Raw genomic sequence first — 24585 nt, 5'->3', positions numbered from 1 at the left:
CCCCCCTGAACCCCGGGCTCAATGTGGCCCATTCCGGACGGCACGTCAACAACGCGCCTCCGGTCGCCCGCACGGTGGTGCGCGGAAGGGCCCGTCCAGGGTCGGCAGACCGTGAACGGGCCCTTTCCGTCGCCGTCTTCACGGCTGCGGCCATTCTGAAGACTGTGGCCATTTTGGCGGCTCGGGGCGGGAGCCGGAGGTCATTCCTCCAGAGTGAGGCCCTGGCGCAGCCGGGTGAGGGTGCGGGCGAGCAGCCGGGAGACGTGCATCTGGGAGATGCCCAGCTCCTCGCCGATCTCCGACTGGGTCATGCCGGAGACGAAGCGCAGGGAGAGGATCTGCCGCTCGCGGGAGGGCAGCGAGGCGATCATCGGCTTGAGGGAGGCGATGTACTCGATGCCGGCGATGGCGTGGTCCTCGTAGCCGAGCCGGTCGGCGAGCGCGGCCTCGCCGCCTCCGCCGTCCTCCTCGGTGGGCTGGGCGTCGAGCGAGCTGGCGGTGTACGCGTTGCTCGCCGTCATGCCCTCGACGACCTCCTCCGGCGCGATGCCGAGTTCCTCGGCGAGCTCGGCGACGGTGGGGGAGCGGTCCAGGCGCTGGGACAGGGTGTCCGTGGCCCGGGCGAGGTCGAGGCGGAGCTCCTGGAGCCGGCGGGGTACGTGCACGGACCAGGAGGTGTCGCGGAAGAAGCGCTTGATCTCGCCGATGATGGTCGGCATCGCGAACGTGGGGAACTCGACGCCGCGGGAGAGCTCGAAGCGGTCGATCGCCTTGATGAGGCCGATGGTGCCGACCTGGACGATGTCCTCCATCGGTTCGCTGCGGGTGCCGAACCGGGCGGCGGCGAAGCGGACCAGGGCGAGGTTGAGTTCGACGAGGGTGTTGCGGACGTACGCGTGGTCGTGGGTGCCCTCCTCCAGCTCCGCGAGGCGGGCGAAGAGGTCCTTCGACAGGGCGCGCGCGTCGACCGGTCCTATCCGGTCGAGGGGCTGGTCGAGCAGCCGCTCGGCGAGCCCGTCGGGAAGGGGGGCGGTGGGGGTGGGACGGGCGGACAGGGTTGTCGACGGCGCGTCGGGGGTACGCGGGGCGTCGAGCCGGGGTGACATGGGTCTCCTTCGGGTTCTTCTCGCAGCGGTTTGCGGCGCCTCCAAGCCGGCCGTTTCGGGTGTTCTCTCTAGCCCTACCTGCTCGACCCGGAAGGTTGCAAGTGCCATTAATCCCGTTTGTTCCGTTATGAGATGGACCCTGTGTGCATCGAGGCCCGCTCCGCTTGTAGTGTTCGAGGACGTCAGTCGGCATCCGCGAGAGCGAGAAGAGGCACGGCCATGGACCGCGAACACAACGGCAGCGCACTGCCCGCGCGGCTGCGGGTCGAAGCGCGGTCCGTGGGGGAGAGCGAACTCCTCACCCCGGTGGGCGAGCTCGACCACCACACCGCCGAACTCCTGCGCGAACCCCTCGACGAGGCACTGGACGCCGGCCGCGCGCGGCTCGTCGTCGACTGCACCGGTCTGGAGTTCTGCGACTCGACCGGGCTCAACGTGCTCCTCGGCGCCCGGCTGCGGGCGGACGCCGCCGGCGGCGCGGTGCACCTGGTGGGGATGCGGCCCGCGGTGGCCCGGGTGTTCCACATCACGGGCGCGGACACCGTCTTCACCGTCCACGACACGCTCGCGACGGCACTCCCCGACTGAGCCCCGGCCCGCGCGGACCCGGCGCCCCCGGCGCCCGGACCACCGCGCCCCGGCCCCGCACGCCCCGTACGTCCTGCCCCCTGTCCCGTCGATCGGTGAGGTGAAGCGCTGATGGACCAAGCTTCCGACGTCCGTACGCTCGCCCTCGGCGGGACCAGCGGCACGGTGCCGCTCGCCCGCGACTTCACGCGGACGGCGCTCCACGAGTGGGGCTGGCTGCCCGCCCCCACCGCCGACCGCAGGGCCGCCGCAGAGGACGTCCTCCTGGTCGTCTCCGAACTGGTCACCAACGCCTGCCTGCACGCCGACGGGCCCGAGAGCCTGCGCGTCCTGCGGCTGCCCAAGGTGCTGCGCCTCGAAGTCACCGACCGCGGCGCCGGCCAGCCCGCCCCGCGCACCCCGCACCGCGCCGGGCGCCCGGGCGGCCACGGCATGTTCATCGTCCAGCGCCTCTGCCGCGACTGGGGCATCGACCGCACCCCCGGGGCCCCCGGCAAGACGGTCTGGGCCGAGATCTCGGCCCCCGGCGACTGACGGCCGCCGGAAGCCCCCGAGAACGACGGAGGCCGCCGCACCGGATCGGTGCGGCGGCCTTGCTCGTGAAGCGGGGGGGCAGCGTCAGTGGACGTCGCCCATGAGGTTCTGGACCTTCTTGCGGTACATCCAGATCGCGAATCCGGCCAGGACCGCCAGGGCCGCCTCCATCGCGATGATCCCCGTCCCGTTGAGGTCGACACCCGCGATCGACAGCAGACCGGTGGTGCAGTCACCGGCGGTGACCGCGAGGAACCACACGCCCATCATCTGGGAGGCGTACTTCTGCGGCGCCATCTTCGTGGTGACGGAGAGGCCGACCGGGGAGAGGCACAGCTCGCCGATGGTCTGGATCATGTAGATCGTGACCAGCCACATGGGGGAGACCTTGGTGCCGTCGCCCGCCATGTTCATCGGGACGATGAAGACGAAGAAGGAGGCACCGACCAGGACCAGGCCCATCGCGAACTTCACGATGGTGTTCGGCTCCTGGTTCTTGCGGGCCAGCCACAGCCACAGCCAGGCGAAGACCGGGGCGAGCGCCATCACGAACAGCGGGTTCAGCGACTGGTACCAGGTGGCCGGGAAGCCGAAGCCGAAGATGGTGCTCGCGGTCTTGTCGTCCGCGAACAGCGACAGCGTCGAGCCGCCCTGGTCGTAGATCATCCAGAAGATGGCGGCGGCCACGAAGAACCAGATGTAGCCGGTCACCCGGGACTGCTCGCCGGAGCTCAGGTCCTTGTCGCGCTTGATGCGCGCCAGGACGGCGACCGGGATGATCAGACCCGCGAGGGTGATCGGGACCATCGCCCAGTTCAGGGTGTACATGCCGAGGGCGACCACGGTGCCGTAGAACACGGCGGCCACGGCGACGACGACGACGGTCTTCGTGAGGACGGCCTTGCGCTCCTCCGGAGACAGCGGGTTCGGGACCTCGCTGCTCTTCGGGTTCAGCGTCTTGGCGAAGGCCAGGAAGACGGCCAGGCCCAGGCCCATGCCGACGGCTGCCAGGGCGAAGCCCAGGTGCCAGTTGACCTTCTCGCCGACGGTGCCGATCACCAGCGGGGCGAAGAACGCGCCCAGGTTGATGCCGACGTAGAAGAGCGTGAAGCCACCGTCGCGGCGCGGGTCGTCCGCGTCCTTGTACAGGTGGCCGACCATCGTCGAGATGTTGGCCTTCAGCAGACCGGAGCCGACCGCGACGAGCGCGAGGCCGACGAAGAACATCGCCTGGCCGGGGACGGCCAGCGCGACGTGGCCGAGCATGATCACGGACGCGGCTATCGCGACCGTCTTGCGAGCGCCCCAGACGCGGTCGCCGAACCAGCCGCCGGGCATGGCCATGAGGTAGACCATCGAGACGTAGACGGAGTAGATCGCCGTCGCCGTCGCCGCGGTCATCGCGAGGCCGCCGCCCTGGCTGCCCGTGGCGGCGTCCACGCCGCCGGAGACCAGGTACAGGACCAGAAGGGCCCTCATGCCGTAGTAGGAGAAGCGCTCCCACATCTCGGTCATGAAGAGGGTGGCCAGGCCCCGGGGGTGGCCGAGGAACGTCTTCTCGTACTCGGGAATCCCGGTAGAGGACGTCGTCAGGCTGGACGCCATGTCGATCCTTGCTCTGTCGGGACGCGCTCGCCTTGTGAGCGGGGTGCGCCCGGTGGGGGAGGCCGGCACCGGCGGAATCGGGGGACTCCACCGGGATCCACGCCCCGGGGACCGCGTCGTAGCGTCCCGGGACCCGGCCCACAGGTCATTCGACGTCGTCGAGGACGGCCGGGCCGACCTCACGCAGAAAAGAGGACCCCGGCCCGCCTAACCGGCCAAAGGTCCTCGAAAACCGCAACAGACGTCTCGCCACCATACGACACGACACTGCCGGATATGGAAGGACTTGAGACATGGATCACAGGCAGAATTGCAACCGTACAGCTTCATTCGAAGGTCACACACAAGATGCCCACACGATCCACAGGGTCCACCCGGGTCCCGTCGATCCCACCCCGGCCCGGGGGCCGTGCGGACTACCATCACCCCATGACCCGTGTACTGCTCGCCGAGGACGACGCATCCATCTCGGAACCGCTGGCCCGCGCCCTGCGGAGAGAGGGGTACGAGGTCGAGGTCCGCGAGGACGGCCCCACCGCCCTCGACACCGGCCTCCAGGGCGGCGTCGACCTGGTCGTGCTCGACCTGGGCCTGCCCGGCATGGACGGCCTGGAGGTCGCCCGGCGGCTGCGCGCCGAGGGGCACGCGGTCCCCATCCTGGTCCTCACCGCGCGCGCCGACGAGGTCGACACCGTCGTCGGGCTCGACGCGGGCGCCGACGACTACGTCACCAAGCCCTTCCGGCTCGCCGAACTCCTCGCCCGGGTCCGGGCCCTGCTCCGGCGCGGCGCCACCGAGCCCGTCGTCGCCCCCTCCACCCACGGCGTGCGGATCGACGTCGAGTCGCACCGCGCCTGGATGGGCGAGGAGGAGCTCCAGCTCACCGCCAAGGAGTTCGACCTGCTCCGGGTCCTCGTCCGGGACGCCGGCCGGGTCGTCACCCGCGACCAGCTGATGCGCGAGGTCTGGGACACCACCTGGTGGTCCTCCACCAAGACCCTCGACATGCACATCTCGTGGCTGCGCAAGAAGCTCGGCGACGACGCGGCGAACCCGCGCTACATCGCCACGGTGCGCGGCGTCGGCTTCCGCTTCGAGAAGAGCTAGTCCCCGAGAGAAGAGCCGGACCCGAGAGAAGCAGTCGTGCGCCGCCGTCTGATCAACTCCACGCTCGCCGTGGTCCTCGTCGTCATCGCCGTCTTCGGCGTCTCCCTCGTCATCGTCGAGACCCGCACGATCGCCGGCAGCGCCCAGGAGAGCGTGGACTCGGAGGCGCTGCGGATCGTCTCCATCGTGGACAGCCGGCTGATCGGCGGCGAGCCGGTCAACCCGGACATCCTCGCCGAGCAGAGCGGCGCCAAGCGGTACGCGCAGATCCTCATCCCCGGCCGTTCCCCCATCTCCATCGGGGAGCGGCCCGAGGGCGACGTCATCCGGGGCACCGCCGAGGGCGAGCGCGGCGAGACCGTGATCGTCGAGGAGTCCCGCTCGGCCGTCACCGCCGAGGTCGGCCGCACCCTCCTGATCATCGGCGCGGTGGCCCTGCTCGCCGTCGTCGCCGCGGTCCTCCTCGCCGTACGGCAGGCCAACCGGCTCGCCTCCCCGCTCACCGACCTCGCGGAGACTGCCGAACGCCTCGGCTCCGGCGACCCGCGCCCCCGGCACAAGCGGTACGGGGTGCCCGAGCTGGACCGGGTCGCGGACGTCCTCGACGCCTCCGCCGAGCGGATCGCCCGGATGCTCACCGCCGAGCGCCGGCTCGCCGCCGACGCCTCCCACCAGCTCCGCACGCCCCTCACCGCGCTCTCCATGCGCCTGGAGGAGGTCGCCCTCGCCGACGACCTGGACACGGTCAAGGAGGAGGCGACGATCGCGCTCACCCAGGTCGAGCGGCTCACCGACGTCGTGGAACGGCTCCTCACCAACTCCCGCGACCCCCGCACCGGCTCCGCCGTCGCCTTCGACCTGGACGAGGTCGTCAAGCAGCAGATCGAGGAGTGGCGGCCGGCCTACCGCAGCGCGGGGCGGGCCATCGTGCACTCCGGCAAGCAGGGGATGCGGGCCGTGGGCACCCCGGGCGCGGTCGCCCAGGTCCTCGCCGCCCTGATCGAGAACTCGCTCATGCACGGCGGCGGCACGGTCGCCCTGCGGACCCGGGTCACCGGCAACCAGTCCGTGATCGAGGTCACCGACGAGGGACCGGGCGTCCCGGCCGACCTCGGCGCGCGGATCTTCGAGCGGGCCGTCAGCGGCCGCAGCTCCACCGGCATCGGCCTGGCGGTCGCCCGCGACCTCGCGGAGGCGGACGGCGGGCGCCTGGAACTCCTCCAGCAGCAGCCGCCGGTCTTCGCGCTCTTCCTCGGCCGGGAGGGCAGAAGCGTCTCGGAGCGGCCGTCGGACCGCCCCGTACGCTGAGGAGTCCCGGTCAGACCCGGTCGGGCTGGCGGCGGGTCGCCTGCCGCGGCGGCGCCTGCTCCAGGAACGATTCGGCGGTCTGCACGGCCTCCTTCGCCGGCAGGGCGCGGAAGACCCAGGTGCGGTACGACCAGAAGCGGAACAGGGTCGCGATCCCGATCCCGAAGAACTTGAAGAAGTTGCTGGCCAGCGGCCCGTCCCAGCCGAAGCCGTACGTCGCCGTGTAGAGCAGCCCGTTCTGGATCACCAGGCCGATCAGGCTGAAGACCAGGAAGAGGGACATCTCCTTGGTGCGCCTGCTCTTGTCCCGGTCGCGGTAGGTGAAGTACCGGAACCCGACGTAGTTGAACGCGATCGCGACCACGGTGGCGATGACGCTCGCCCGCACGACGGGCAGGTCCGTGAAGTGGCGCACGAGGTTGAAGACCCCGAGGTCCACCAGGACCCCCACGGCCCCCACGGCGCCGAACTTCGCGACCTCGCGGAAGAGCCGGTCGAGTCGCGCGCGCAGCGCGCCGGGTTCACTCATGGTGATGGCTCTGTCCCGTCCGTCCGGGTGACGCCCGGGTGACGTCAACCAGTCCATGCTAACCAGGGCCTCTGGCACATGCCGGTGTACCGCGTGAACCATGGCCGAACCTCACCCCCGCCGCACCCGTCGCGGACGCCCCCTTGTGCCCGTCCCTTGTGCCAAGACACAGGCGGACGAGTGTTCCCCGGTGGTGCGGATACCCTAAGAGGGTGACGTTTCCGGTAGTCGGCATGGTCGGTGGCGGACAGCTCGCCCGTATGACCCACGAGGCGGGCATCCCCCTCGGCATCAAGTTCAAGCTCCTCAGTGACACTCCGCAGGACTCCGCGGCCCAGGTGGTGAGCGAGGTCGTCATCGGCGACTACCGCGACCTGGACACGCTGCGTGACTTCGCGCGCGGATGCGACGTGATCACCTTCGATCACGAGCACGTCCCCACCGAGCACCTGCGCGCCCTGGAGGCGGACGGCATCCCCGTCCGGCCGGGGCCCGACGCGCTGGTGCACGCGCAGGACAAGGGGGTGATGCGCGCCCGGCTCGACGCGATCGGCGCGCCGAGTCCCCGCCACCGCATCGTCGCGGACCCGGCGGACGCGGAGGCCTTCGCGTCCGGGGTCGGGGGCTTCCCGATCATCCTCAAGACCGTGCGCGGCGGCTACGACGGCAAGGGCGTCTGGTTCGTGCGTTCGCCCGAGGACGCCCGCGACCCCTTCCTGGCCGGCGTCCCGGTCCTCGCGGAGGAGAAGGTCGACTTCACGCGCGAGCTGGCGGCCAACATCGTCCGCTCCCCGCACGGCCAGGCCGTCGCCTACCCGGTCGTGGAGTCCCGCCAGGTCGACGGCGTCTGCGACACCGTGATCGCCCCCGCCCCCGACCTGTCCGAGGAGCTGTCCGGGCAGGCCCAGGAGCTGGCGCTGCGGATCGCCCGCGAGCTGGGCGTCGTCGGCCACCTCGCCGTGGAGCTCTTCGAGACCGCGGACGGCCGCATCCTCGTCAACGAACTGGCGATGCGCCCGCACAACTCCGGCCACTGGACCCAGGACGGCGCGATCACCTCGCAGTTCGCCAACCACGTCCGGGCGGTCCTCGACCTCCCCCTCGGCGATCCGCGCCCGCGCGCGCCGTGGACCGTGATGTGCAACGTCCTGGGCGGCGACTACCCGGACATGTACTCCGCGTACCTGCACTGCATGGCCAGGGACCCGCAGCTCAAGATCCACATGTACGGCAAGGACGTGAAGCCCGGACGCAAGGTGGGCCACGTCAACACCTACGGCGACGACCTGGACGAGGTGCTGGAACGCGCCCGCCACGCCGCCGGCTACCTGCGAGGGACGATCACCGAATGAGCACCAGCCCCGTCGTCGGCATCGTCATGGGTTCGGACTCCGACTGGCCGGTCATGGAGGCCGCGGCCCAGGCCCTGGACGAGTTCGAGATCCCGTACGAGGTGGACGTCGTCTCCGCGCACCGGATGCCGCGCGAGATGATCGCGTACGGCGAGGAGGCCGCCGGGCGCGGGCTCAAGGCGATCGTCGCGGGCGCGGGCGGCGCCGCCCACCTGCCCGGCATGCTCGCCTCCGTCACCCCGCTGCCCGTCATCGGCGTCCCCGTGCCGCTGAAGTACCTCGACGGCATGGACTCGCTGCTCTCCATCGTGCAGATGCCGGCCGGCGTCCCGGTCGCCACGGTCTCCGTCGGCGGCGCCCGCAACGCGGGCCTGCTCGCGGCCCGGATCCTCGCCGCGCACGACCCGGCGCTCCTCGACCGGATGCGCGCCTTCCAGCAGGAGCTGAACGACCAGGCGACCGAGAAGGGCAAGCGGCTGCGCGCCAAGGTCGAGGGCGCCGAGTCCTTCGGCTTCGCCCGGTGACCGCCGCCGACCGCCTCGCCGAGGCGCGCGAGCTGCTGGCCGACCACCCGGTGGTGGACGGCCACAACGACCTGCCGTGGGCCCTGCGGGAGCACGTGCGGTACGACCTGGACCGCATGGACATCGCGGCCGACCAGACCGGCGCGCTCCACACCGACCTGGCCCGGCTGCGGGCCGGCGGCGTCGGCGCCCAGTTCTGGTCGGTGTACGTGCCCTGCCGGTTCACCGGGGACGACGCGGTCAGCGCCACCCTGGAGCAGATCGACGTGGTCGACCAGCTTTTGGAGCGGTACGCGGCGGACCTCGCGCCCGCGCTGACGGCGGACGACATGGAGGCGGCCCGCAAGCAGGGCCGCATCGCCTCCCTCAAGGGGGCCGAGGGCGGCCACTCGATCAACAACTCCCTCGCCACCCTGCGCGCGCTGCACGCCCTGGGCGTGCGCTACATGACGCTCACCCACAACGACAACAACGACTGGGCGGACTCGGCGACCGACGACCCCGGCGTCGGCGGGCTCTCCGCCTTCGGCCGGCAGGTCGTCCGCGAGATGAACCGCTCCGGCATGCTCGTGGACCTCTCGCACGTGGCCGCCACGACCATGCGGGACGCCCTGGACGCCACCGCCGCGCCGGTGATCTTCTCGCACTCCTCGGCCCGTGCGGTCTGCGACCACCCGCGCAACGTGCCGGACGACGTCCTGGAGCGGCTGCCCGCCAACGGCGGCGTCGCGATGGCGACCTTCGTGCCCAAGTTCATCCTCCCGGCGGCCGTCGAGTGGACCGCCCGGGCGGACGAGAACCTGCGGGAGCACGGCTTCGACCACCTCGACACCACCGCCGAGGCGATGGCGCTGCACCGCGCCTTCGAGGAGGCGAACCCGCGCCCGGTGGCCACCGCCGCCACGGTCGCCGACCACCTCGACCACATGCGCGAGGCGGCCGGAATCGACCACATCGGCATCGGCGGCGACTACGACGGCACGGCCTTCACGCCGTCGGGCCTGGACGACGTCGCCGGCTACCCGAACCTGATCGCGGAGCTGCTGCACCGCGGCTGGTCGCGTCCGGACCTGGCCAAGCTGACCTGGTCCAACGCGGTCCGCGTCCTGCGCGACGCGGAGGACGTCTCCCGCGACCTGAGGGACCGCACGGCCCCCTCGAACGCGACGATCGAGTCCCTGGACGTCCGGGGGGCCTGACCGCCCCCCGGACCCGCTCCTACCGGTCCACGCAGAGGCAGAACGGGTGCCCGACCGGGTCCGCGTACACGCGGAAGTCACGGTCGGGCCCGCCCGCGTCCAGGAGCTTGGCGCCGAGGGCGAGGACCTGCTCCTCGCCCCGGTCGAGGTCGTCCACGGTCAGGTCCAGGTGGAACTGCTGCCCGCCCTCCTCCTCGGGCCAGCGCGGCGCGACGTACCCGGAGACCTCCTGGAAGGCGAGCTGGGTGCCGTCGTGCCCGGAAAGGACCACCCAGGAGTCCCCCTCCTCGGAGTCCTCGGAGACCCGGGGGGAGCCGCCGAGGATCCCGGCGTAGAAGGTGGCGAGGGACAGCGGGTCGGGACAGTCCAGGACGACGGAACGCAGCGTGGCGACGGGCATGGCTCTCCTCTTTCGCAGGGGCTCCGCGCGGGTTCCGCGGAAGCGGGGAGTGTTCTCCTGTCCCCGCCTACCCACTCCGACGCCCGGCAAGGCCCCACGCCCCGGACAGGCCCTAGCTCTCCAGGAGCTTCAGTTCCTCTTCCGTGAACCGGGCGGTGCAGACGTCCTCCGTAGCCGTGACCGAGGTCACGTGGACCGCGCCCATCTCGTTGTGCTGGGCGAAGAGGGTCCATCCCCGCTTCTTGTACGCGGCCATGAGCACGAAGCCCTCCTCGTCGAGCGGTGTCCGCTCGACGGCCTCGTGCTCCTTCCAGCCGCGTTCCGCGAGGGCCGCGAGCACGGCGCCGAACCGCCGTTCCGTCTCGGCGGGGGCCGCCGCGCCCTTCGTGAGCACGGGCATCCAGGCGACCGAGCAGGCGGCCATCCGGTTCATCAGGTCCTTCCGCCTCCGCTCCTCGGCGGTGGGCGGGCCGTCGGACGGATCCCCGGCCGGGCCGTCGTACGTCGGGGTCCCGGCCTTCTCGCCGCCGGACAGGCCGACGGCCTCGCCCGCCGCGTCCAGGTCCGCCCCGACGGCCTCCCCGCCGAAGGCGGCGGCCGGGCCCTCCGCCCCGCCGCCGCACCCGGTGACGAGTGCCGCGCCGACGGCGAGCGCGGCGGCGGTCCGTACGCATCTGTTCACAGCGGCGCGCATGCGCTTGTCCCCCCTGGTTTCCCGGCGCTACGCCCGCGGACGCCCCATCGCCCGGTACGTCCAGCCCGCCGCCCGCCACCGGGCCGCGTCGAGCGCGTTGCGGCCGTCGAGGACGATCCGGGCGGAGACGGCCCCGCCCAGCTCCGCCGGGTCCAGCTCGCGGAACTCGCGCCACTCCGTCAGGTGCAGCACCACGTCCGCCCCGCGCACGGCCTCCAGGGCCGAGTCCGCGTACCCCAGGGTCGGGAAGAGGCGGCGGGCGTTCTCCATGCCCTTCGGGTCGTAGACGGTGACCTGGCCGCCCTGGAGGTGTATCTGCCCGGCCACGTTCAGCGCGGGGGAGTCGCGGACGTCGTCCGAGTCCGGCTTGAAGGTGGCGCCGAGGACGGCGACCCGGCGGCCCAGGAAGGAGTTCCCGCCCAGGGCCTCGCGGGCCATCTCGACCATCTGGCCGCGCCGCCGCATGTTGATGGAGTCGATCTCGCGGAGGAAGGTCAGCGCCTGGTCGGCGCCCAGCTCGCCCGCCCGGGCCATGAACGCCCGGATGTCCTTCGGCAGGCACCCGCCGCCGAAGCCGATGCCGGCCCGCAGGAACTTGGCACCGATCCGGTCGTCGTGCCCGATGGCCTCCGCCAGCTTGGCGACGTCGCCGTCCGCGGCCTCGCAGACCTCCGCCATCGCGTTGATGAAGGAGATCTTGGTGGCGAGGAAGGAGTTCGCGGCGGTCTTCACCAGCTCGGCGGTCGGGAAGTCGGTCACGACGAACGGCGAGCCCTCGCCGACCGGCACCGCGTACACCTCGCGCAGCAGCTTCTCGGCCCGCTCGCCGCGCACGCCGACCACGATCCGGTCCGGGTGCAGGGTGTCGTCCACGGCGAAGCCCTCCCGCAGGAACTCGGGGTTCCAGGCCAGCTCGACGCCGGCCGGGAGCAGGGCCGCGAGCCGCTCGGCAGAGCCGACGGGCACGGTCGACTTGCCGACGACCAGGGCCCCTTCCCGTACGACCCCGGCGAGGGAGGCGAAGGCGGCGTCCACGTAGCTCATGTCGCAGGCGTACTCGCCGTGCTTCTGCGGGGTGTTCACGCAGACGAAGTGCACGTCGCCGAAGGCGCCGACCTCCTCCCAGGAGGTGGTGAACCGCAGCCGGCCGCTCGACCCCTCGATGCCGGCCACGTGCTTCGCGAGCAGCTCTTCGAGCCCCGGCTCGTACATGGGGACCCGGCCGGAGGACAGCAGCTCGATCTTCTCGGGCACGACGTCGAGCCCCAGCACCTCGAAGCCCAGCTCCGCCATGGCCGCGGCGTGCGTGGCGCCGAGGTAGCCGGTGCCGATCACGGTGATCTTGAGGGCCATGCGGTACTCCAGAGGGGTCGGGCGGAATGCCTGCCCGAGCATAGCCGTGCCCTGGTCGGAGGCTCGGGCACGCCCTACCATTTGGGTTACTTAACGGTAGTTAGCAAGCGTGGGAGTGAGTGAGCGTGGCAGGTTCTCGCGATTTCGATCTGTACCGTCCTTCGGAGGAGCACGACATGCTCCGGGAGTCGGTGCGTGCGCTGGCGGAGGCGAAGATCGCGCCGTTCGCGGCGGAGGTGGACGAGGAGGGGCGGTTCCCGCAGGAGGCCCTGGACGCGCTGGTCGCCAATGACCTGCACGCGGTGCACGTGCCCGAGTCCTATGGGGGTGCGGGGGCGGACGCGCTGGCGACGGTGATCGTGATCGAGGAGGTCGCCCGGGTGTGCGGGTCCTCGTCGCTGATCCCGGCGGTGAACAAGCTGGGCTCGCTGCCGGTGGTCCTGTCCGGCTCGGAGGAGCTGAAGGCGAAGTTCCTGGGCCCGCTGGCCAAGGGCGACGCGATGTTCTCCTACGCCCTCTCCGAGCCGGACGCCGGCTCGGACGCGGCCGGGATGAAGACCCGCGCGGTGCGCGACGGCGACTTCTGGATCCTCAACGGCGTCAAGCGGTGGATCACGAACGCCGGGGTGTCGCAGTACTACACGGTGATGGCCGTCACCGACCCCGACAAGCGCTCCAAGGGCATCTCCGCCTTCGTGGTCGACAAGGACGACGAGGGGGTCTCCTTCGGCGCGCCGGAGAAGAAGCTGGGCATCAAGGGCTCCCCGACCCGCGAGGTCTACCTCGACAACGTCCGCATCCCCGCGAGCCGCATGATCGGCGCGGAGGGCACCGGGTTCGCCACCGCCATGAAGACCCTGGACCACACCCGCATCACCATCGCCGCGCAGGCCATCGGCATCGCCCAGGGCGCCCTGGACTACGCCAAGGGCTACGTCAAGGAGCGCAAGCAGTTCGGCAAGCCGATCGCCGACTTCCAGGGCGTGCAGTTCATGCTCGCCGACATGGCCATGAAGCTCGAAGCCGCCCGCCAGCTCACCTACGCCGCCGCCGCCAAGTCCGAGCGCGTGGACGGGGACCTGACCTTCTTCGGCGCGGCGGCCAAGTGCTTCGCCTCCGACGTCGCCATGGAGGTCACCACCGACGCCGTCCAGCTCCTGGGCGGCTACGGCTACACCCGCGACTACCCCGTCGAACGCATGATGCGCGACGCCAAGATCACCCAGATCTACGAAGGCACCAACCAGGTCCAGCGCATCGTCATGGCCCGCAACCTCCCGTAGGCACGGCACGGAGAAGGGCGCCCCCGTCACACGGCGGGGGCGCCCTCACTCAGTCGGCCGGTCAGCGGTTCGACTCGACCGTGACCTTCTCGTCGTTCCTGATCTGCTCCACCAGCTGCTTCACCTTCGGCATGTCCCACTTCAGGGACCCCTGCGGCGCGGTGCCCGCGATCGGCATGTTCATGGACCTGCCGTCGCCGCCGCTGATGCCCTTCATCGCGAAGAACATCTTGCCGAGGTCGTACAGCGACATGTCCTTGTCCACGATCAGCGTGTCCAGGCCGGCGCCCAGCGTCGGGTACAGCGCGAACGGGTTGAGGATCGTGCCCGGCGTCGCCGCCTGGTTGGCCAGGGCCGAGAGGAACTTCTGCTGGTTCTTCGTGCGCGCCAGGTCCGACTCGGCGAACGCGTACCGGGTGCGGACGAAGGCCAGGGCCTGCTCGCCGTTGAGGGTCTGCGTGCCGGCCTGGAAGTCCGCGCCGGACTTCTTGTCCTTGAAGCCCTTCTCGATGTTCAGCTCGACGCCGCCGAGCGCGTCCACGATGTTCGCGAAGCCGGCGAAGCCGATCTCCGCGTAGTGGTCGATGCGCAGCCCGGTGTTGTACTCCACGGTCCGCACGAGCAGCTCGGGGCCGTCCATCGCGTAGGCCGCGTTCAGCTTGGCGCCGCCGCGGGCCGGGAACGTCTTGCCCGACTCGGAGCCCACGAAGTTGGGGATCGTCACCCAGGAGTCGCGGGGCAGCGAGACCATCGTGTTCCCGCTGGAGCAGGCCGCGAGGATCATCATCGAGTCGGTCCGCTTGCCCTCGGCGGAGCCGGTGTGCAGCTTCTTCTTCTCCTCGGCCGTCATGCCCTCGCGGCTGTCGGAGCCGACGATCAGGTACGTGGTGCAGTCGCCCTCGGAGGGGCGCTCGATGACCTTGGAGAGGTCCACCTCGTTGCGCATCTGCGAGCTGGCCCAGGCGTACGTGCCGATGCCCCAGGCGAGGACGCCGACGACGAGGACGATCGAGCCGACCTTGATCCGCTTGCGCCAGTCCGGGGCGGGACCGGTGCCGGAGCCGCCGGAGCCCGGGGGCGTGTACTGCGGGGGGATGCCGCCCCGGTTGCCGCCGCCCTGGGCGCCGCCGTAGACCTGCCCCGTGTTGTAGCCGGAGTCGTAGCCGGTGCCCTGCGCCTGCGTGAAGCTCGGGTTGTGGCCCTGGTCGTAACGGGGCGGCTGCTGCGGAACCTGCGGGCGCTGCACGTGGCTCATCCTGCGGGGACCCTCGGGCTGGGGGTTCGCGGGGCCGCGGCCGTATCCGCCGTCATCGGGCCAGTCATTCATGTGGACCAGTGTGCCGGGCGGGGGTTTCCGGGCGACAGACCGGGTGGAGGATCGGGGCGGGGCTGTTGCCAAGCTGATGCAAAGCGGACCGAACGGGGGCGTCGCGGGGACCCGGCATAAGGTGGAGGGCATGACAGATCAGGGCGATATCCCGGGCAAGCCCACCTCGGCCTCCCGCACCACCCTCAGCCACATCATGACCAGCCACGACACCAACCTCCTGGGCACGGTGCACGGCGGCGTGATCATGAAGCTGGTGGACGACGCGGCGGGCGCCGTCGCGGGCCGGCACTCGGGCGGGCCCGCCGTGACCGCCTCCATGGACGAGATGGTCTTCCTGGAGCCGGTCAGGGTCGGCGACCTGGTGCACGTGAAGGCCCAGGTCAACTGGACGGGCCGGTCCTCGATGGAGGTCGGCGTACGGGTCATGGCCGAGCGCTGGAACGAGTCCACGCCCGCCACCCAGGTCGGCTCCGCCTACCTGGTCTTCGCCGCCGTCGACGCGGAGGGCAAGCCCCGCCCGGTCCCGCAGGTCGTTCCGGAGACGGAGAAGGACAGGCGCCGCAACCAGGAGGCCCAGATCCGCCGCACCCACCGCCTGGCCCGCCGCCAGGCGATCAAGGAGCTGAGGGAGCGCCGCGCGGCGGAGGGGTACGAGGACTGAGGGGTACGGGCCCGGGCCCGCCCCCGTACCCACGGCTCGGCCCGCCCCGGCCCCCGTACCCACGGCTCGGCCCGCCCCGGCCCCCGTACCCACGGCTCGGCCCGCCCCGGCCCCCGTACCCACGGCTCGGCCCGCCCCGGCCCGAGGGGCCGAGGAGCTACGGGCACACCACCCGGTCCCCCCTCACCGCCTCGAACGGCTTCTCCGGCTCCTCCGTCCGCACCGCCCGCACCCCCTTGTAGTCCGCCCCCACGACCACCCGCAGCGTCCCGCCCCTGCCCGCCACCGCCTTCAGCTCCGCGCCCGGCAGGGCCGCCGCCAGGGACTTCGCCGAGCGGTCCCAGCGAGGGTCGTACTCCACGACCGTGCGCGCCCGCTCCGTCCCCGCCGCCGTCCTCGGGGCCCCGGTGGTCGCGAAGCCGGTCGCGCGCAGCGCGTCGTCGGCCTTCCGGCCGAGGCCGGCCGTCCGGGTCCCGTTGTAGACCTGCACCCGGACCGTGTCCGGCGCCACGTCCACCACGACGTCCTTCGGCGTCTTCGCCGGGGCCGGCGGCTGCGCCGAGGCGATCGGCCGGTCCTCCCGCAGCGCCTGGAAGAGCTGCTGCGCCTTCGCCGCGTCCCACTTCACCGTCGAGCCGATGCCCTTCACGGGGAAGCTCATGTCCCCGACCGGCACGGACACGAACTCCGACGACGCCGGGGTGAAGCCGCGCATCGCCTTGGAGAGCGACAGCATCTGGTCCGTGCCGAAGCCCTCGTCGGCCCGCACGGAGCCGAGCATGCTCGTGGCCACCGCCCGGAACCGCACCGGGTTGAACAGCACCCCGCCGCTCGTCACCCGCTCCACCAGCGCCGCCAGGAACTTCTGCTGCCGCTGCATCCGCCCGATGTCGGCGGCCCCGTCGATGTGCCGGGAGCGCACGTACTGGAGGGCCCGCCCACCGTCCAGCTCATGGGTGCCGGGGGCCAGGTCGAGCCCGGTGTACGCGTCCTTCAGCGGCTTCGTCGTACAGATCCGCACCCCGCCGACCGCGTCCACGGTCCGCATGAAACTGGTGAAGTCGACCTCCAGGTAGTGGTCGATCTTGACGCCGGTCATCGACTCGACGGTCCGCACGGTCAGCGCGGGCCCGCCCTCCGCGTAGGCCGCGTTCAGCTTCACCGGGTGCGCCTGGTGCTTCTCGCCGCTGGTGAGGTCGGTGTGCTCGGGCATCTCGGCGTACGAGTCGCGGGGCAGGCTCACCACGCTCGCCCGGTCCCGGTCCTCCGAGATGTGCACCAGCATCACCGTGTCGGTGCAGTTGCAGGGCGCGCCGCCCAGCCGGTACTTCGCCCGCTCCTCCGGGGTGATCCGGTCCCGGCCGTCCGTGCCGACGACGAGGACGTTCGTCCCGTGCCCGGCCAGCGGCCGGTTCTTCATGTCCTTGAAGGGATCGACCCGGGTGAGCCCGGTGTCCAGGCCGGTCACCAGCGCGTGCCCGATCCCGCCCGCCGCGAGGACCGTCACGGAGAGCGCCGTCGCCATCCGCATCCCCCACCGCCGCCGCGGCCGGCGCGCCGGTACGCGGCGGGCGGCGGGCCGGGGACGGGGCGTGCGGGGCGGTGTGGGCACGGACGGACACCTCCGCGGGTGGGACAAGGGGGCCGTGAGCACCGTAGTCCCATACGATCAGCGCAAGGGAGCGCCACCCGTGCGGCGCGCACCCGTGTCCCCCGTTCGCGGTAACGTGGCGGGCGAAAACACCGTCTCCGTCTCGCGGGGGACGCCCCCCGCACCGCCGAGGAACCATGCTGCCCCCCGTCTCCGTGATCATGCCGGTCCTCAACGAGGAGCGGCACCTGCGCAACTCCGTCCGCCACATCCTGGAGCAGGAGTACGACGGCGAGATGGAGGTGGTGATCGCGCTCGGCCCGTCCACGGACCGCACCGACGAGATCGCCGCCGAACTCGTCCGCGAGGACCCCAGGGTCCACACCGTGCCCAACCCCACGGGCCGTACGCCCGCCGCCCTCAACGCGGCGATCGCGGCCTCCCGCCACCCGATCGTGGTGCGCGTCGACGGCCACGGGATGCTCTCCCCGAACTACATCGCCACCGCCGTGCGGCTCCTGGAGGAGACCGGCGCGCAGAACGTCGGCGGCATCATGCACGCCGAGGGCGAGAACGCCTGGGAGGACGCGGTCGCCGCCGCGATGACCTCGAAGATCGGCGTCGGCAACGCCGCCTTCCACACCGGCGGCGAGGCGGGCCCCGCCGAGACCGTGTACCTGGGCGTCTTCCGCCGCGAGGCCCTGGAGCAACAGGGCGGCTACAACGTGGAGTTCATCCGCGCCCAGGACTGGGAGCTGAACTTCCGCATCCGCGAGGCGGGCGGCCTGATCTGGTTCTCGCCGGAGCTGCGCGTCCAGTACCGCCCCCGGCCCTCGGTGAAGGCCCTCGCCAAGCAGTACAAGGACTACGGGCGTTGGCGCCACGTGGTGGCCCGCTACCACCAGGGCTCCATCAACCTCCGCTACCTGGCCCCGCCGACCGCCGTCTGCGCCATCGCCGCCGGCGTGGTCGTGGGCGCCCTCGTCACCCCGCTCGGCTTCGTGGTCCCGGCCGGCTACCTCGCCGCGATCACCGTCGGTTCGGTCCCGGCGGGCAAGGGCCTCCCCCTCAAGGCCCGCCTCCGGATCCCGGTGGCCCTCGCCACCATGCACATGTCCTGGGGCTACGGCTTCCTCACCAGCCCCCGCTCCCTCGCGAAGAAGGTCATCGCGAGCCGCCGCCCGGCGGTGACGGCGGGGGAGACGGAGACGGTCTGAGGGCCGTACCCCTACGCGTACGCGTGAGAACGGCGACGGCCGGGCCCCTTTCCGGGGCCCGGCCGTCGCCGTGTGTCGGGGGAACGGGTCAGCTCTTCCCGTCCCACTGGTAGACCGAGTAGACGTCCATGCACTCCGCCTTGTCGTCGGCGCCCTCGGGCAGGTCGCCCGCGGTGTGCGTCGGCCTCTTGTAGACCGCGCCCTCGCGCCAGTCGGCGCCGACGATCAGCTTGATGCCCTCGGCCTTCGCGTCGATCCGGACCGCGGACTCGGGCAGCCCGAGCGCCACGGCCACCGCCTGGGCGTTCGCCTTGCCCTTGTCGCCGGCGTCCTTGGGGTAGACGACCACGGTGTCCTTGCGGGGGCCGCCCTCCGAGGAGGACTCGGCCCGGGTGAAGCCCTTGCCCCGGAGCGTCTCGGCCAGCGTGCCGGCGCGGCCCTGGACGGCGGCCTCGTCGTTGCCGTCGGTGCCGTTGACGATCGTCACGTCGTAGGAACCGGGGGCGTCGGCGGGCACCTTCGGCTTCGCGGAGGCCGTCGGCTTCGGCTTGCCGCCGTTCTTGTCGTAGGCGATGTCGTCACGGAGCATCGTCCACATCTTGTCGGCGGACGCCTGTACCGGCTCCAGCCACGCCTTGGGGTTCCCGGGGTAGGGCTTCGTCGGGATCGTCGCCGTCGTCAGGCGGTCGATCTTGACGTTCTTGAGCTGCATCGACAGGTCGAAGAGCTTCTTCACGCTCTTGATCTCGTCGGAGACCTGGAGGGCCCGCGTGGCGGTGTCGGCCAGGCCCATCAGACGGCCGGTGTCGGTCCAGGCGTTCTGGCTCTGGAGCTTCTTCATCATGCCGTTCATGTACATGTGCTGGGCCTTGGCGCGGTTCTGGTCGCTGCCGAACGCGTGCCGGGTGCGCAGCCACTGGAGGGCCTGCTCGCCCTGGACCTCGGTGGTGCCCTTCTTCAGCTTCAGGCCCGAGCCGCCCTTCACGTCCCGGGTCGACTTGTCGTGGACGCCGGTCTTCACGCAGACCGGGACGCCGCCGATCTCGTCGGCCATCGCCACGACACCGTTGAAGTCGACCATCATCCAGTGGTCGACGTAGACCCCGGTGAGGTTCTCCCAGGTGGTGAGGGTGCAGCCGGGACCGCCGCGCTGCAGGCTCTCGTTGATCGGCCGGTTGGTCGTGGCCGGGTAGGTCGTGCCCTGCTCGTCCTTGCACTCGGGGATCGGGACGACCGTGTCGCGGGGGATGGAGACGATCGAGGCGTTCTCCCGGTCCGCCGAGATGTGCAGCAGCATCTGCACGTCGGCCAGCGGCTTGCGGTCCCGGTCGTTCTTGCCGCCGCCCAGGGCGACGTTCTTCTCGTCGCTCCGGTCGTCCGAGCCGATCATCAGGATGTTCAGCGGGGTGTCGCCCAGCGCGTTCGGCGCGGCCTTCTTGACGCCGCTGTTGCCGCCCGCGCGGCTGCCGCCGCGGATGTTGCCGTTCAGGTGCTCGTAGTACAGGTATCCGGCGCCGGCCGTCCCGAGTATCAGCACCGCCAGGGTGATCGCCACCCAGCGCAGCGCCTTGCGCTTGCCGGCCTTCTTGTCGGCGCCCTTCCGGGGGCGTCGCCGCGAGCCGCCGCGGCGGTGGCCGCTACGCGCGTCACCGGCCGCCGCGCCCCGCCGCCGCTCCGCGCGGGTGGTCCCGCCGGAGGACTCGCCGGAGGCCTCCGGCGAGTCGGAAGGGTCGGCGCCGGTCGCCTCGCCGGCCCCGTGCAGATCGTCGTCCCAGCCCAGTTCACGGGCGCGCGGCACGCTTCCCCGCGTCCCCTCCCCACGCACGCTGCTCTGTCCCACCCCAGGTCCCCTCGTGAATCAGGCGCGCGCCGAGCCCCGGTGGTTCCGGGTCACTTGGCGCACACCTGCTTGTCGGCTTCTACCTTCTCGACGTCCGGCGCCTTCGCCGGGCCGTTGACGGGCACCCCCGCGCCCTTGAAGTCGGCGCCGAGGACGAGCGTCATGGGCTCCATCTCCCCGGCGTCCTGCGTGCCCGGCTTGAGCGCCGTGGCGGGCAGACCCATCATGTCCGCGAGCGCGCGGGCCTGATCGGCCTGGTTCGGTGCGTAGGCGAGCGTGGTCTTCGCCGCCTTCTCGGGGGCGTTGCTCTTGTTGGCCGAGCGGAGCACGCCCTGCTCGTTCTGCAGCCAGTTCAGGGTCGACTGGGCCGCCCCCTGGATGCCGCTGCCGTTGTAGACGTCGACGCGCACGTCGGCCGCGGTGGACCGCGCGCCCTGGAGGAGCTTCGCCTGGGCCTGCGCCTGGGCGTTCTTGGCGTCCTGCTCCTTCTTCTTCACCTCGGTGAAGGAGACGTCGCCCCGGATCATCTCGAACACCTGCGGAGCCTTGGTGGAGTCGAGGACCACGGTCGCCCTCTTGGTCGGCGGCTCGTCCGGGTTGTCGACCACCGGGACGGTCATGAAGCTGATGTTCTTCAGGTCGACCTTCCCGATCTCCTTGGCCAGTGAGGTCAGCTTCAGCGCGCTTCCTATCCCCTTGTCCACGGTGAGCGCCTCGGTCGCCGCGTTCGCGACCGAGAGCAGCTGCGTCGGGCTGCTCAGGGTGTCTTCCTTCAACTGGCGCAGCATCGAGGCGAGGAACTGCTGCTGCATCTTGATGCGGTCCAGGTCGCTCTCGTTGCCGAGGCCGTGGCGGTTGCGCAGGAACGCGAGCGCCTGCTCGCCCTGGATCCGGTGCTCGCCCGCGGGAAGGTTGAGCTTGGAGTAGTTCTTGTCCTGGATGGGCTTGGTCAGGCAGACCTCCACGCCGCCGACGGCCGCCGACAGCGTCTTGACGGCGTTGAAATCGACCATCATGAAGTGGTTGATCCCTATGCCGGTCATCTGCGTGACGGTGCGCATCGTGCAGCCCGGGTCGCGGCCGTTCACGCCGAACGACTCGTTGAACTTGGTCTTCCCGACCGAGCCGGGGATGACCTTGGTCGAGCCGTCGGGCTGCTTCGTGGGACAGTCCGGGATCTCGGTCTTGAGGTCCCGGGGGATGCTCAGCGCCGTCGCGTTGGTCCGGTCCTCGGCGATGTGGATGAGGAACGTGGTGTCGGCGTGGCCGGTGACGTTGGTCTTGTTCCCGTAGCTCTCGTTGCCCTCACCGGTGCGGACGTCGTTGCCGATGATCAGGATGTTGAGCGGGCCGTCCATGCCGGGCGTGTCGAGCGCCGCGTCGCCGACGTCCACCGTGCCGATGTTGCCGTTGAGCTTGTTGTAGAGCAGGTACGCGCCGGTGGCGCCGCCCACGAGGACGAAGGCCATCGCGCCGCCGGTCCACATCAGGACCTTCTTCTTGCGCGAGGCGCCCTGCTTGGGTCGGCGGCGGCTCGGGGGCGCCTGCCGGCCGCCCCGGGTCTGCTCGGGGACCCGCCGCCGGCGCTGGCCGGGGACGGGGGCCTCGGTGGCGGTGGAGGTGCGGCTCCCGGTGGCGGTGGCGGTACCGCCCTCGGAGCTCTCGGCCGCGGCGGTCCCGGTCGCGGCGGCGGGGGAGCCGTGGGACCGGGACGGGGTCGCCGACTGCCCAGCGGAGTGGTCCAGTCGCAGTTCGTAGTTGCCCGTCTGCGGGTTGAGTACCCACTGGTCGGCGGGGTCGATCTCGTCCGCCCGTCCACGGCTGTGCGCGTCCACGGTTACTCGAGTCCTCCGTCGGTGCCACGCGAGGCGCCCTCCCCCCGGGCGCCGCTTTCTCGGTCGTTCGATCCCTGGTGAGTGTGACGACCACGTGGTCGGGGTACACCGGATCGGGTCACACTATCCGCCCAGTTCAGCGCGGAGCGACGTCCGTGACAAATTCCACGCGCCTTACAACCGGGCAATCCGCCCAAACCGCAACCCTCTTGCCCCTCCCCTTGGCCCACCTTTTACCCGCCCTCCCCGCGCCCCGGTCAGGAGCAGATCCCCTCCGCCGCGTTCCGTCCGGTGAACGTCGGCGTCGGAGCCGGGCTCGGGGAGGCCTCCGCGTCGGACCTCCGCTCCTCGTCCTTCTCGCCGGGCGTCACCACCACGGGCCTGTCCTCCCGCAGTTGCTCGAAGAGCTGACTCGCGGCGGGCTGCACCAGTTCGTCCCGGTTCGCGTTGTACGTGTACGGGCGCCGGGGGACCGTGAGGAACTGCACCCGCTCGGTCGGGATCGCCCGCATCGAGCGCGCCAGGTCGTACAGGTCCCGCAGCGAGTCGAGCCCCGCGTCGGTCGTGATCGACTTCGTGGCCGCGTCCAGGACCGGATAGAGCCTGGTCGGGTTCAGCAGGACCCCGTTGCTCTGCACCTTGTTGACGAGGGCGCCGAGGAACTGCTGCTGGCGGTCCATGCGTTCGGTGTCGCTGCCGTTGCCGAGCGACTTCCTGGCCCGTACGAAACCGAGGGCCTGCTCCCCGTGGAGCGTCTGGCGCCCCGCCGGCAGCTTCAGATGCGCGTCGGGGTCGTCCACGGGCTCCTTGAGGCAGACCTCCACCCCGTCCACGGCGTCCACCATCTTCTTGAAGCCCTGGAAGTCGATCACCATGTGGTGGTCGATCCGCGTCCCGGTCAGCTTCTCGACGGTACGGATCGTGCACGCCGTACCGCCGACCTCGAAGGCCAGGTTGAACTGCGCGAACTGCTCCCGGGTGCGGGACCCGTCGGGCTCGCGGCAGCTCGGGACCGTCACCATCAGGTCGCGGGGCAGGGAGACGGCGGTCGCGCTCCCCTTCCCCGCCGCCAGGTGCAGCAGGATCACCGTGTCGGAGCGCTCGGTCCCCTTGTCCCTGCCGTACCGCTCGTTCCCCTCGCCGGACCGGGTGTCCGAGCCGATGAGCAGGATGTTCCGGGCGGCCGTCGAGCTCGCGGGCGGCCGCTCCTTCTCGTACCTGCGCAGCTCGTCGGCGGCGGTGGTGTCCGTGGTGATGTTGCCGTCGAGCTTCCGGTAGAACCACCAGCCGGCCCCGGCCGCGCCGAGCAGGACGACGGAGACGCCGAGGGCCGTCCAGCGCAGCCAGTGGCGGCGCCGCTTCCCGGGGGCGCCGGGCCCCGGCCCCTCCGGGGCGCCGGCCGCGTCGCCCGCCGCCGTGCCCCCGGAGGCCCCGTCCTCGGGTGCCGGGGGGTCCGGTTCGGCGGGCGTGCCTGCGCGGTCCGTCACGTCTGCGTCCGTCCTTCGTGGCGTCGGCGGCGCGCCGGACGGCCGCCGGCCGTGGGAGGGGCCGGCCGGGCCCGACGCGTGGTGGTGCGGAAGGAGACGACTCCCCTCCACCGATCATCCACCGGACCGGGCGCGCGAACCCGGGGACCCGGCCCGACGCTGGGCCGAACGGGTGCGGTCGCGCCGGGGCGGCGGGGCTCGTACGACGGTGGGGCTCACCCGGCGGTGACGCGTGCGCGGCGGCGGGGCTCACCCGGCGAAGGGCCTCACAGGGCGGTGTCCGTCACCCGCTCGCTCTCCACCCGCTTCTCGAACGCCTCGGGCGCGAGCCGGTCCAGGTTCCGGCACAGCACCACCGAACCGCCGGCGGCGAGCGGCGCGTACAGACCGGTCGAGACGCCGGTCCAGTCCCCGTAGCCGAGCCCGGAGAGCAGCCGGGAGCCGGGGGCGAGGCCGAGCGACGCCGCGTCCACGCGGGCCTGCGCGACGAGTTCGACGCCACTGCGCTCCACACCGCCGACGACCAGGGCGGGGGCGTCCGGATCGACCGGTACGAACGGGGCGAACCGGTCGCCCTGGCTCGGGACCTCGACCGCGTAGTCCGCGTAACCGGCGGGCGCGGCGGGGAACCGGCGGCCCAGCGGCGCCAGGGAGAGCGCGATCCGCTCCCCGGAGCAGGCGAGGCCCGCCTCCAGGGTCTCCGGGCCCGCGACCACGACGTCCGCGCCGGCCGGGTCGCCGCCGAGCTCGACGGTCACGCCCACCGAGGAACAGGCGAGCAGCCAGACGGCGGTCTGCCAGTGCGCGGGCAGCAGCAGCGAGACCCGGTCGCCGGGTCCGGCGGACAGCTCGCCCTGGATCAGGTTCGCCGTCTTGGCCACCCAATTGGCGAAGGTGGCGACGGACAATTCCACCCGTTCACCGGTGGCGTCGTCGTAGAAGGTGACCAAGGGGCGGGCGGCGTCCGCGGCGAGCGCGGATCGCAGCAGGTCGGCGGGGGTGCGGTCGCTGGCGTTCACGCCGGACAGCGTACGCGGGAGGG

The 24585-nt window shown here is 71.6% G+C and carries 22 protein-coding genes; 10 read left to right on the top strand and 12 right to left on the bottom strand.

What is annotated here, in order from left to right; genetic code table 11:
• Nucleotides 1-200: 200 nt before the first annotated feature.
• Complete coding sequence (locus CP977_RS13650; protein ID WP_062755031.1) at nt 201-1106, bottom strand: RNA polymerase sigma factor SigF; 906 nt, start codon at nt 1104-1106, stop codon at nt 201-203.
• Between the two features lie 219 nt (nt 1107-1325).
• On the opposite strand from CP977_RS13650, the gene CP977_RS13645 reads away from it, so the two are divergent.
• Together CP977_RS13645 and CP977_RS13640 are read left to right on the top strand one after the other, a co-directional pair.
• Complete coding sequence (locus tag CP977_RS13645) at nt 1326-1694, top strand: STAS domain-containing protein (protein ID WP_062755033.1); 369 nt, start codon at nt 1326-1328, stop codon at nt 1692-1694.
• A 111-nt stretch (nt 1695-1805) separates the two neighbouring features.
• Nucleotides 1806-2228 (top strand): ATP-binding protein, encoded by a 423-nt coding sequence (locus tag CP977_RS13640; protein WP_062755035.1) that lies wholly within the window; start codon nt 1806-1808, stop codon nt 2226-2228.
• Nucleotides 2229-2312: 84 nt separating this feature from the next.
• Here the strand turns inward: CP977_RS13640 and CP977_RS13635 are convergent, their stop codons facing one another.
• The gene (locus CP977_RS13635; protein WP_062755037.1) at nt 2313-3833 is read right to left on the bottom strand and encodes a peptide MFS transporter; all 1521 of its coding nucleotides are present in this window, start codon (nt 3831-3833) and stop codon (nt 2313-2315) included.
• Between the two features lie 429 nt (nt 3834-4262).
• Between CP977_RS13635 and CP977_RS13630 the strand changes: the two genes are divergently transcribed.
• Complete coding sequence (locus tag CP977_RS13630) at nt 4263-4940, top strand: response regulator transcription factor (protein ID WP_062755039.1); 678 nt, start codon at nt 4263-4265, stop codon at nt 4938-4940.
• A 36-nt stretch (nt 4941-4976) separates the two neighbouring features.
• Nucleotides 4977-6248 (top strand): ATP-binding protein, encoded by a 1272-nt coding sequence (locus tag CP977_RS13625; protein WP_062755041.1) that lies wholly within the window; start codon nt 4977-4979, stop codon nt 6246-6248.
• A gap of 10 nt (nt 6249-6258) precedes the next feature.
• Here the strand turns inward: CP977_RS13625 and CP977_RS13620 are convergent, their stop codons facing one another.
• Nucleotides 6259-6777, bottom strand: coding sequence for a GtrA family protein (locus CP977_RS13620; RefSeq protein ID WP_030215860.1), 519 nt, complete (start codon nt 6775-6777; stop codon nt 6259-6261).
• A 158-nt stretch (nt 6778-6935) separates the two neighbouring features.
• On the opposite strand from CP977_RS13620, the gene CP977_RS13615 reads away from it, so the two are divergent.
• The 3 genes from CP977_RS13615 to CP977_RS13605 are packed head-to-tail and all read left to right on the top strand — an operon-like array spanning nt 6936 to nt 9852.
• Nucleotides 6936-8129, top strand: a complete 1194-nt coding sequence (locus CP977_RS13615; protein WP_104860505.1) for a 5-(carboxyamino)imidazole ribonucleotide synthase — start codon at nt 6936-6938, stop codon at nt 8127-8129.
• Entirely contained in the window at nt 8126-8653 is a 528-nt protein-coding gene (purE, locus tag CP977_RS13610; RefSeq protein WP_062755045.1) for a 5-(carboxyamino)imidazole ribonucleotide mutase, read from the top strand. Before CP977_RS13615 ends, purE begins: the two co-directional genes overlap by 4 nt.
• Nucleotides 8650-9852, top strand: a complete 1203-nt coding sequence (locus CP977_RS13605) for a dipeptidase (protein ID WP_152370173.1) — start codon at nt 8650-8652, stop codon at nt 9850-9852. The genes purE and CP977_RS13605 overlap by 4 nt, the downstream gene beginning before the upstream one ends.
• Nucleotides 9853-9871: 19 nt before the next feature.
• On the opposite strand, the gene CP977_RS13600 is transcribed toward CP977_RS13605, so the two are convergent.
• The 3 genes from CP977_RS13600 to CP977_RS13590 form a co-directional block, all read right to left on the bottom strand.
• On the bottom strand, nt 9872-10252 hold the full coding sequence (locus tag CP977_RS13600; RefSeq protein WP_062755049.1) for a VOC family protein: 381 nt from the start codon (nt 10250-10252) through the stop codon (nt 9872-9874).
• 112 nt (nt 10253-10364) lie between these two features.
• Complete coding sequence (locus CP977_RS13595; protein WP_152370172.1) at nt 10365-10946, bottom strand: hypothetical protein; 582 nt, start codon at nt 10944-10946, stop codon at nt 10365-10367.
• A gap of 27 nt (nt 10947-10973) precedes the next feature.
• Complete coding sequence (locus CP977_RS13590; protein WP_062755053.1) at nt 10974-12299, bottom strand: UDP-glucose dehydrogenase family protein; 1326 nt, start codon at nt 12297-12299, stop codon at nt 10974-10976.
• A 125-nt stretch (nt 12300-12424) separates the two neighbouring features.
• Here CP977_RS13590 and CP977_RS13585 point away from each other — a divergent pair, with 125 nt between their 5' ends.
• A complete protein-coding gene (locus CP977_RS13585; RefSeq protein ID WP_109187127.1) occupies nt 12425-13582 on the top strand; it encodes an acyl-CoA dehydrogenase family protein in 1158 nt (385 codons plus the stop codon).
• Nucleotides 13583-13643: 61 nt separating this feature from the next.
• On the opposite strand, the gene CP977_RS13580 is transcribed toward CP977_RS13585, so the two are convergent.
• Nucleotides 13644-14909: an LCP family protein gene (locus CP977_RS13580; protein ID WP_183953410.1), complete on the bottom strand. Its 1266-nt coding sequence runs from the start codon at nt 14907-14909 to the stop codon at nt 13644-13646.
• 130 nt (nt 14910-15039) lie between these two features.
• Here CP977_RS13580 and CP977_RS13575 point away from each other — a divergent pair, with 130 nt between their 5' ends.
• Nucleotides 15040-15573, top strand: a complete 534-nt coding sequence (locus tag CP977_RS13575) for an acyl-CoA thioesterase (RefSeq protein WP_062755057.1) — start codon at nt 15040-15042, stop codon at nt 15571-15573.
• 157 nt (nt 15574-15730) lie between these two features.
• On the opposite strand, the gene CP977_RS13570 is transcribed toward CP977_RS13575, so the two are convergent.
• A complete protein-coding gene (locus tag CP977_RS13570) occupies nt 15731-17185 on the bottom strand; it encodes an LCP family protein (protein WP_152370171.1) in 1455 nt (484 codons plus the stop codon).
• Between the two features lie 176 nt (nt 17186-17361).
• Between CP977_RS13570 and CP977_RS13565 the strand changes: the two genes are divergently transcribed.
• Nucleotides 17362-18381, top strand: a complete 1020-nt coding sequence (locus tag CP977_RS13565) for a glycosyltransferase family 2 protein (protein ID WP_152370170.1) — start codon at nt 17362-17364, stop codon at nt 18379-18381.
• Between the two features lie 88 nt (nt 18382-18469).
• On the opposite strand, the gene CP977_RS13560 is transcribed toward CP977_RS13565, so the two are convergent.
• The 4 genes from CP977_RS13560 to CP977_RS13545 all read right to left on the bottom strand — a co-directional run bounded on the left by CP977_RS13560 (nt 18470) and on the right by CP977_RS13545 (nt 24562).
• Nucleotides 18470-20179 (bottom strand): LCP family protein, encoded by a 1710-nt coding sequence (locus tag CP977_RS13560; protein WP_372460790.1) that lies wholly within the window; start codon nt 20177-20179, stop codon nt 18470-18472.
• A gap of 92 nt (nt 20180-20271) precedes the next feature.
• Nucleotides 20272-22056: an LCP family protein gene (locus CP977_RS13555; protein ID WP_062755063.1), complete on the bottom strand. Its 1785-nt coding sequence runs from the start codon at nt 22054-22056 to the stop codon at nt 20272-20274.
• A gap of 257 nt (nt 22057-22313) precedes the next feature.
• A complete protein-coding gene (locus CP977_RS13550) occupies nt 22314-23543 on the bottom strand; it encodes an LCP family protein (protein WP_062755065.1) in 1230 nt (409 codons plus the stop codon).
• Between the two features lie 266 nt (nt 23544-23809).
• A complete protein-coding gene (locus CP977_RS13545; protein WP_079131179.1) occupies nt 23810-24562 on the bottom strand; it encodes a TIGR03089 family protein in 753 nt (250 codons plus the stop codon).
• Nucleotides 24563-24585: the final 23 nt, after the last annotated feature.

Source organism: Streptomyces cinereoruber (genome assembly GCF_009299385.1).
Taxonomy (GTDB): domain Bacteria; phylum Actinomycetota; class Actinomycetes; order Streptomycetales; family Streptomycetaceae; genus Streptomyces; species Streptomyces bikiniensis.
The sequence above is the reverse complement of the archived record's forward strand: the minus strand, read 5'-3'. Positions and strand labels throughout refer to the sequence as shown.

Excerpts from the sequence above, each read along its gene's own strand:
- CP977_RS13590 (WP_062755053.1), bottom strand. The coding sequence starts at position 12,299 with ATGGCCCTCAAGATCACCGTGATCGGCACCGGCTACCTCGGCGCCACG.
- CP977_RS13640 (WP_062755035.1), top strand. The coding sequence starts at position 1,806 with ATGGACCAAGCTTCCGACGTCCGTACGCTCGCCCTCGGCGGGACCAGC.
- CP977_RS13645 (WP_062755033.1), top strand. The coding sequence starts at position 1,326 with ATGGACCGCGAACACAACGGCAGCGCACTGCCCGCGCGGCTGCGGGTC.
- CP977_RS13595 (WP_152370172.1), bottom strand. The coding sequence starts at position 10,946 with ATGCGCGCCGCTGTGAACAGATGCGTACGGACCGCCGCCGCGCTCGCC.
- CP977_RS13580 (WP_183953410.1), bottom strand. The coding sequence starts at position 14,909 with ATGAATGACTGGCCCGATGACGGCGGATACGGCCGCGGCCCCGCGAAC.
- CP977_RS13575 (WP_062755057.1), top strand. The coding sequence starts at position 15,040 with ATGACAGATCAGGGCGATATCCCGGGCAAGCCCACCTCGGCCTCCCGC.
- CP977_RS13620 (WP_030215860.1), bottom strand. The coding sequence starts at position 6,777 with ATGAGTGAACCCGGCGCGCTGCGCGCGCGACTCGACCGGCTCTTCCGC.
- CP977_RS13565 (WP_152370170.1), top strand. The coding sequence starts at position 17,362 with ATGCTGCCCCCCGTCTCCGTGATCATGCCGGTCCTCAACGAGGAGCGG.
- CP977_RS13630 (WP_062755039.1), top strand. The coding sequence starts at position 4,263 with ATGACCCGTGTACTGCTCGCCGAGGACGACGCATCCATCTCGGAACCG.
- purE (WP_062755045.1), top strand. The coding sequence starts at position 8,126 with ATGAGCACCAGCCCCGTCGTCGGCATCGTCATGGGTTCGGACTCCGAC.
- CP977_RS13600 (WP_062755049.1), bottom strand. The coding sequence starts at position 10,252 with ATGCCCGTCGCCACGCTGCGTTCCGTCGTCCTGGACTGTCCCGACCCG.
- CP977_RS13650 (WP_062755031.1), bottom strand. The coding sequence starts at position 1,106 with ATGTCACCCCGGCTCGACGCCCCGCGTACCCCCGACGCGCCGTCGACA.
- CP977_RS13635 (WP_062755037.1), bottom strand. The coding sequence starts at position 3,833 with ATGGCGTCCAGCCTGACGACGTCCTCTACCGGGATTCCCGAGTACGAG.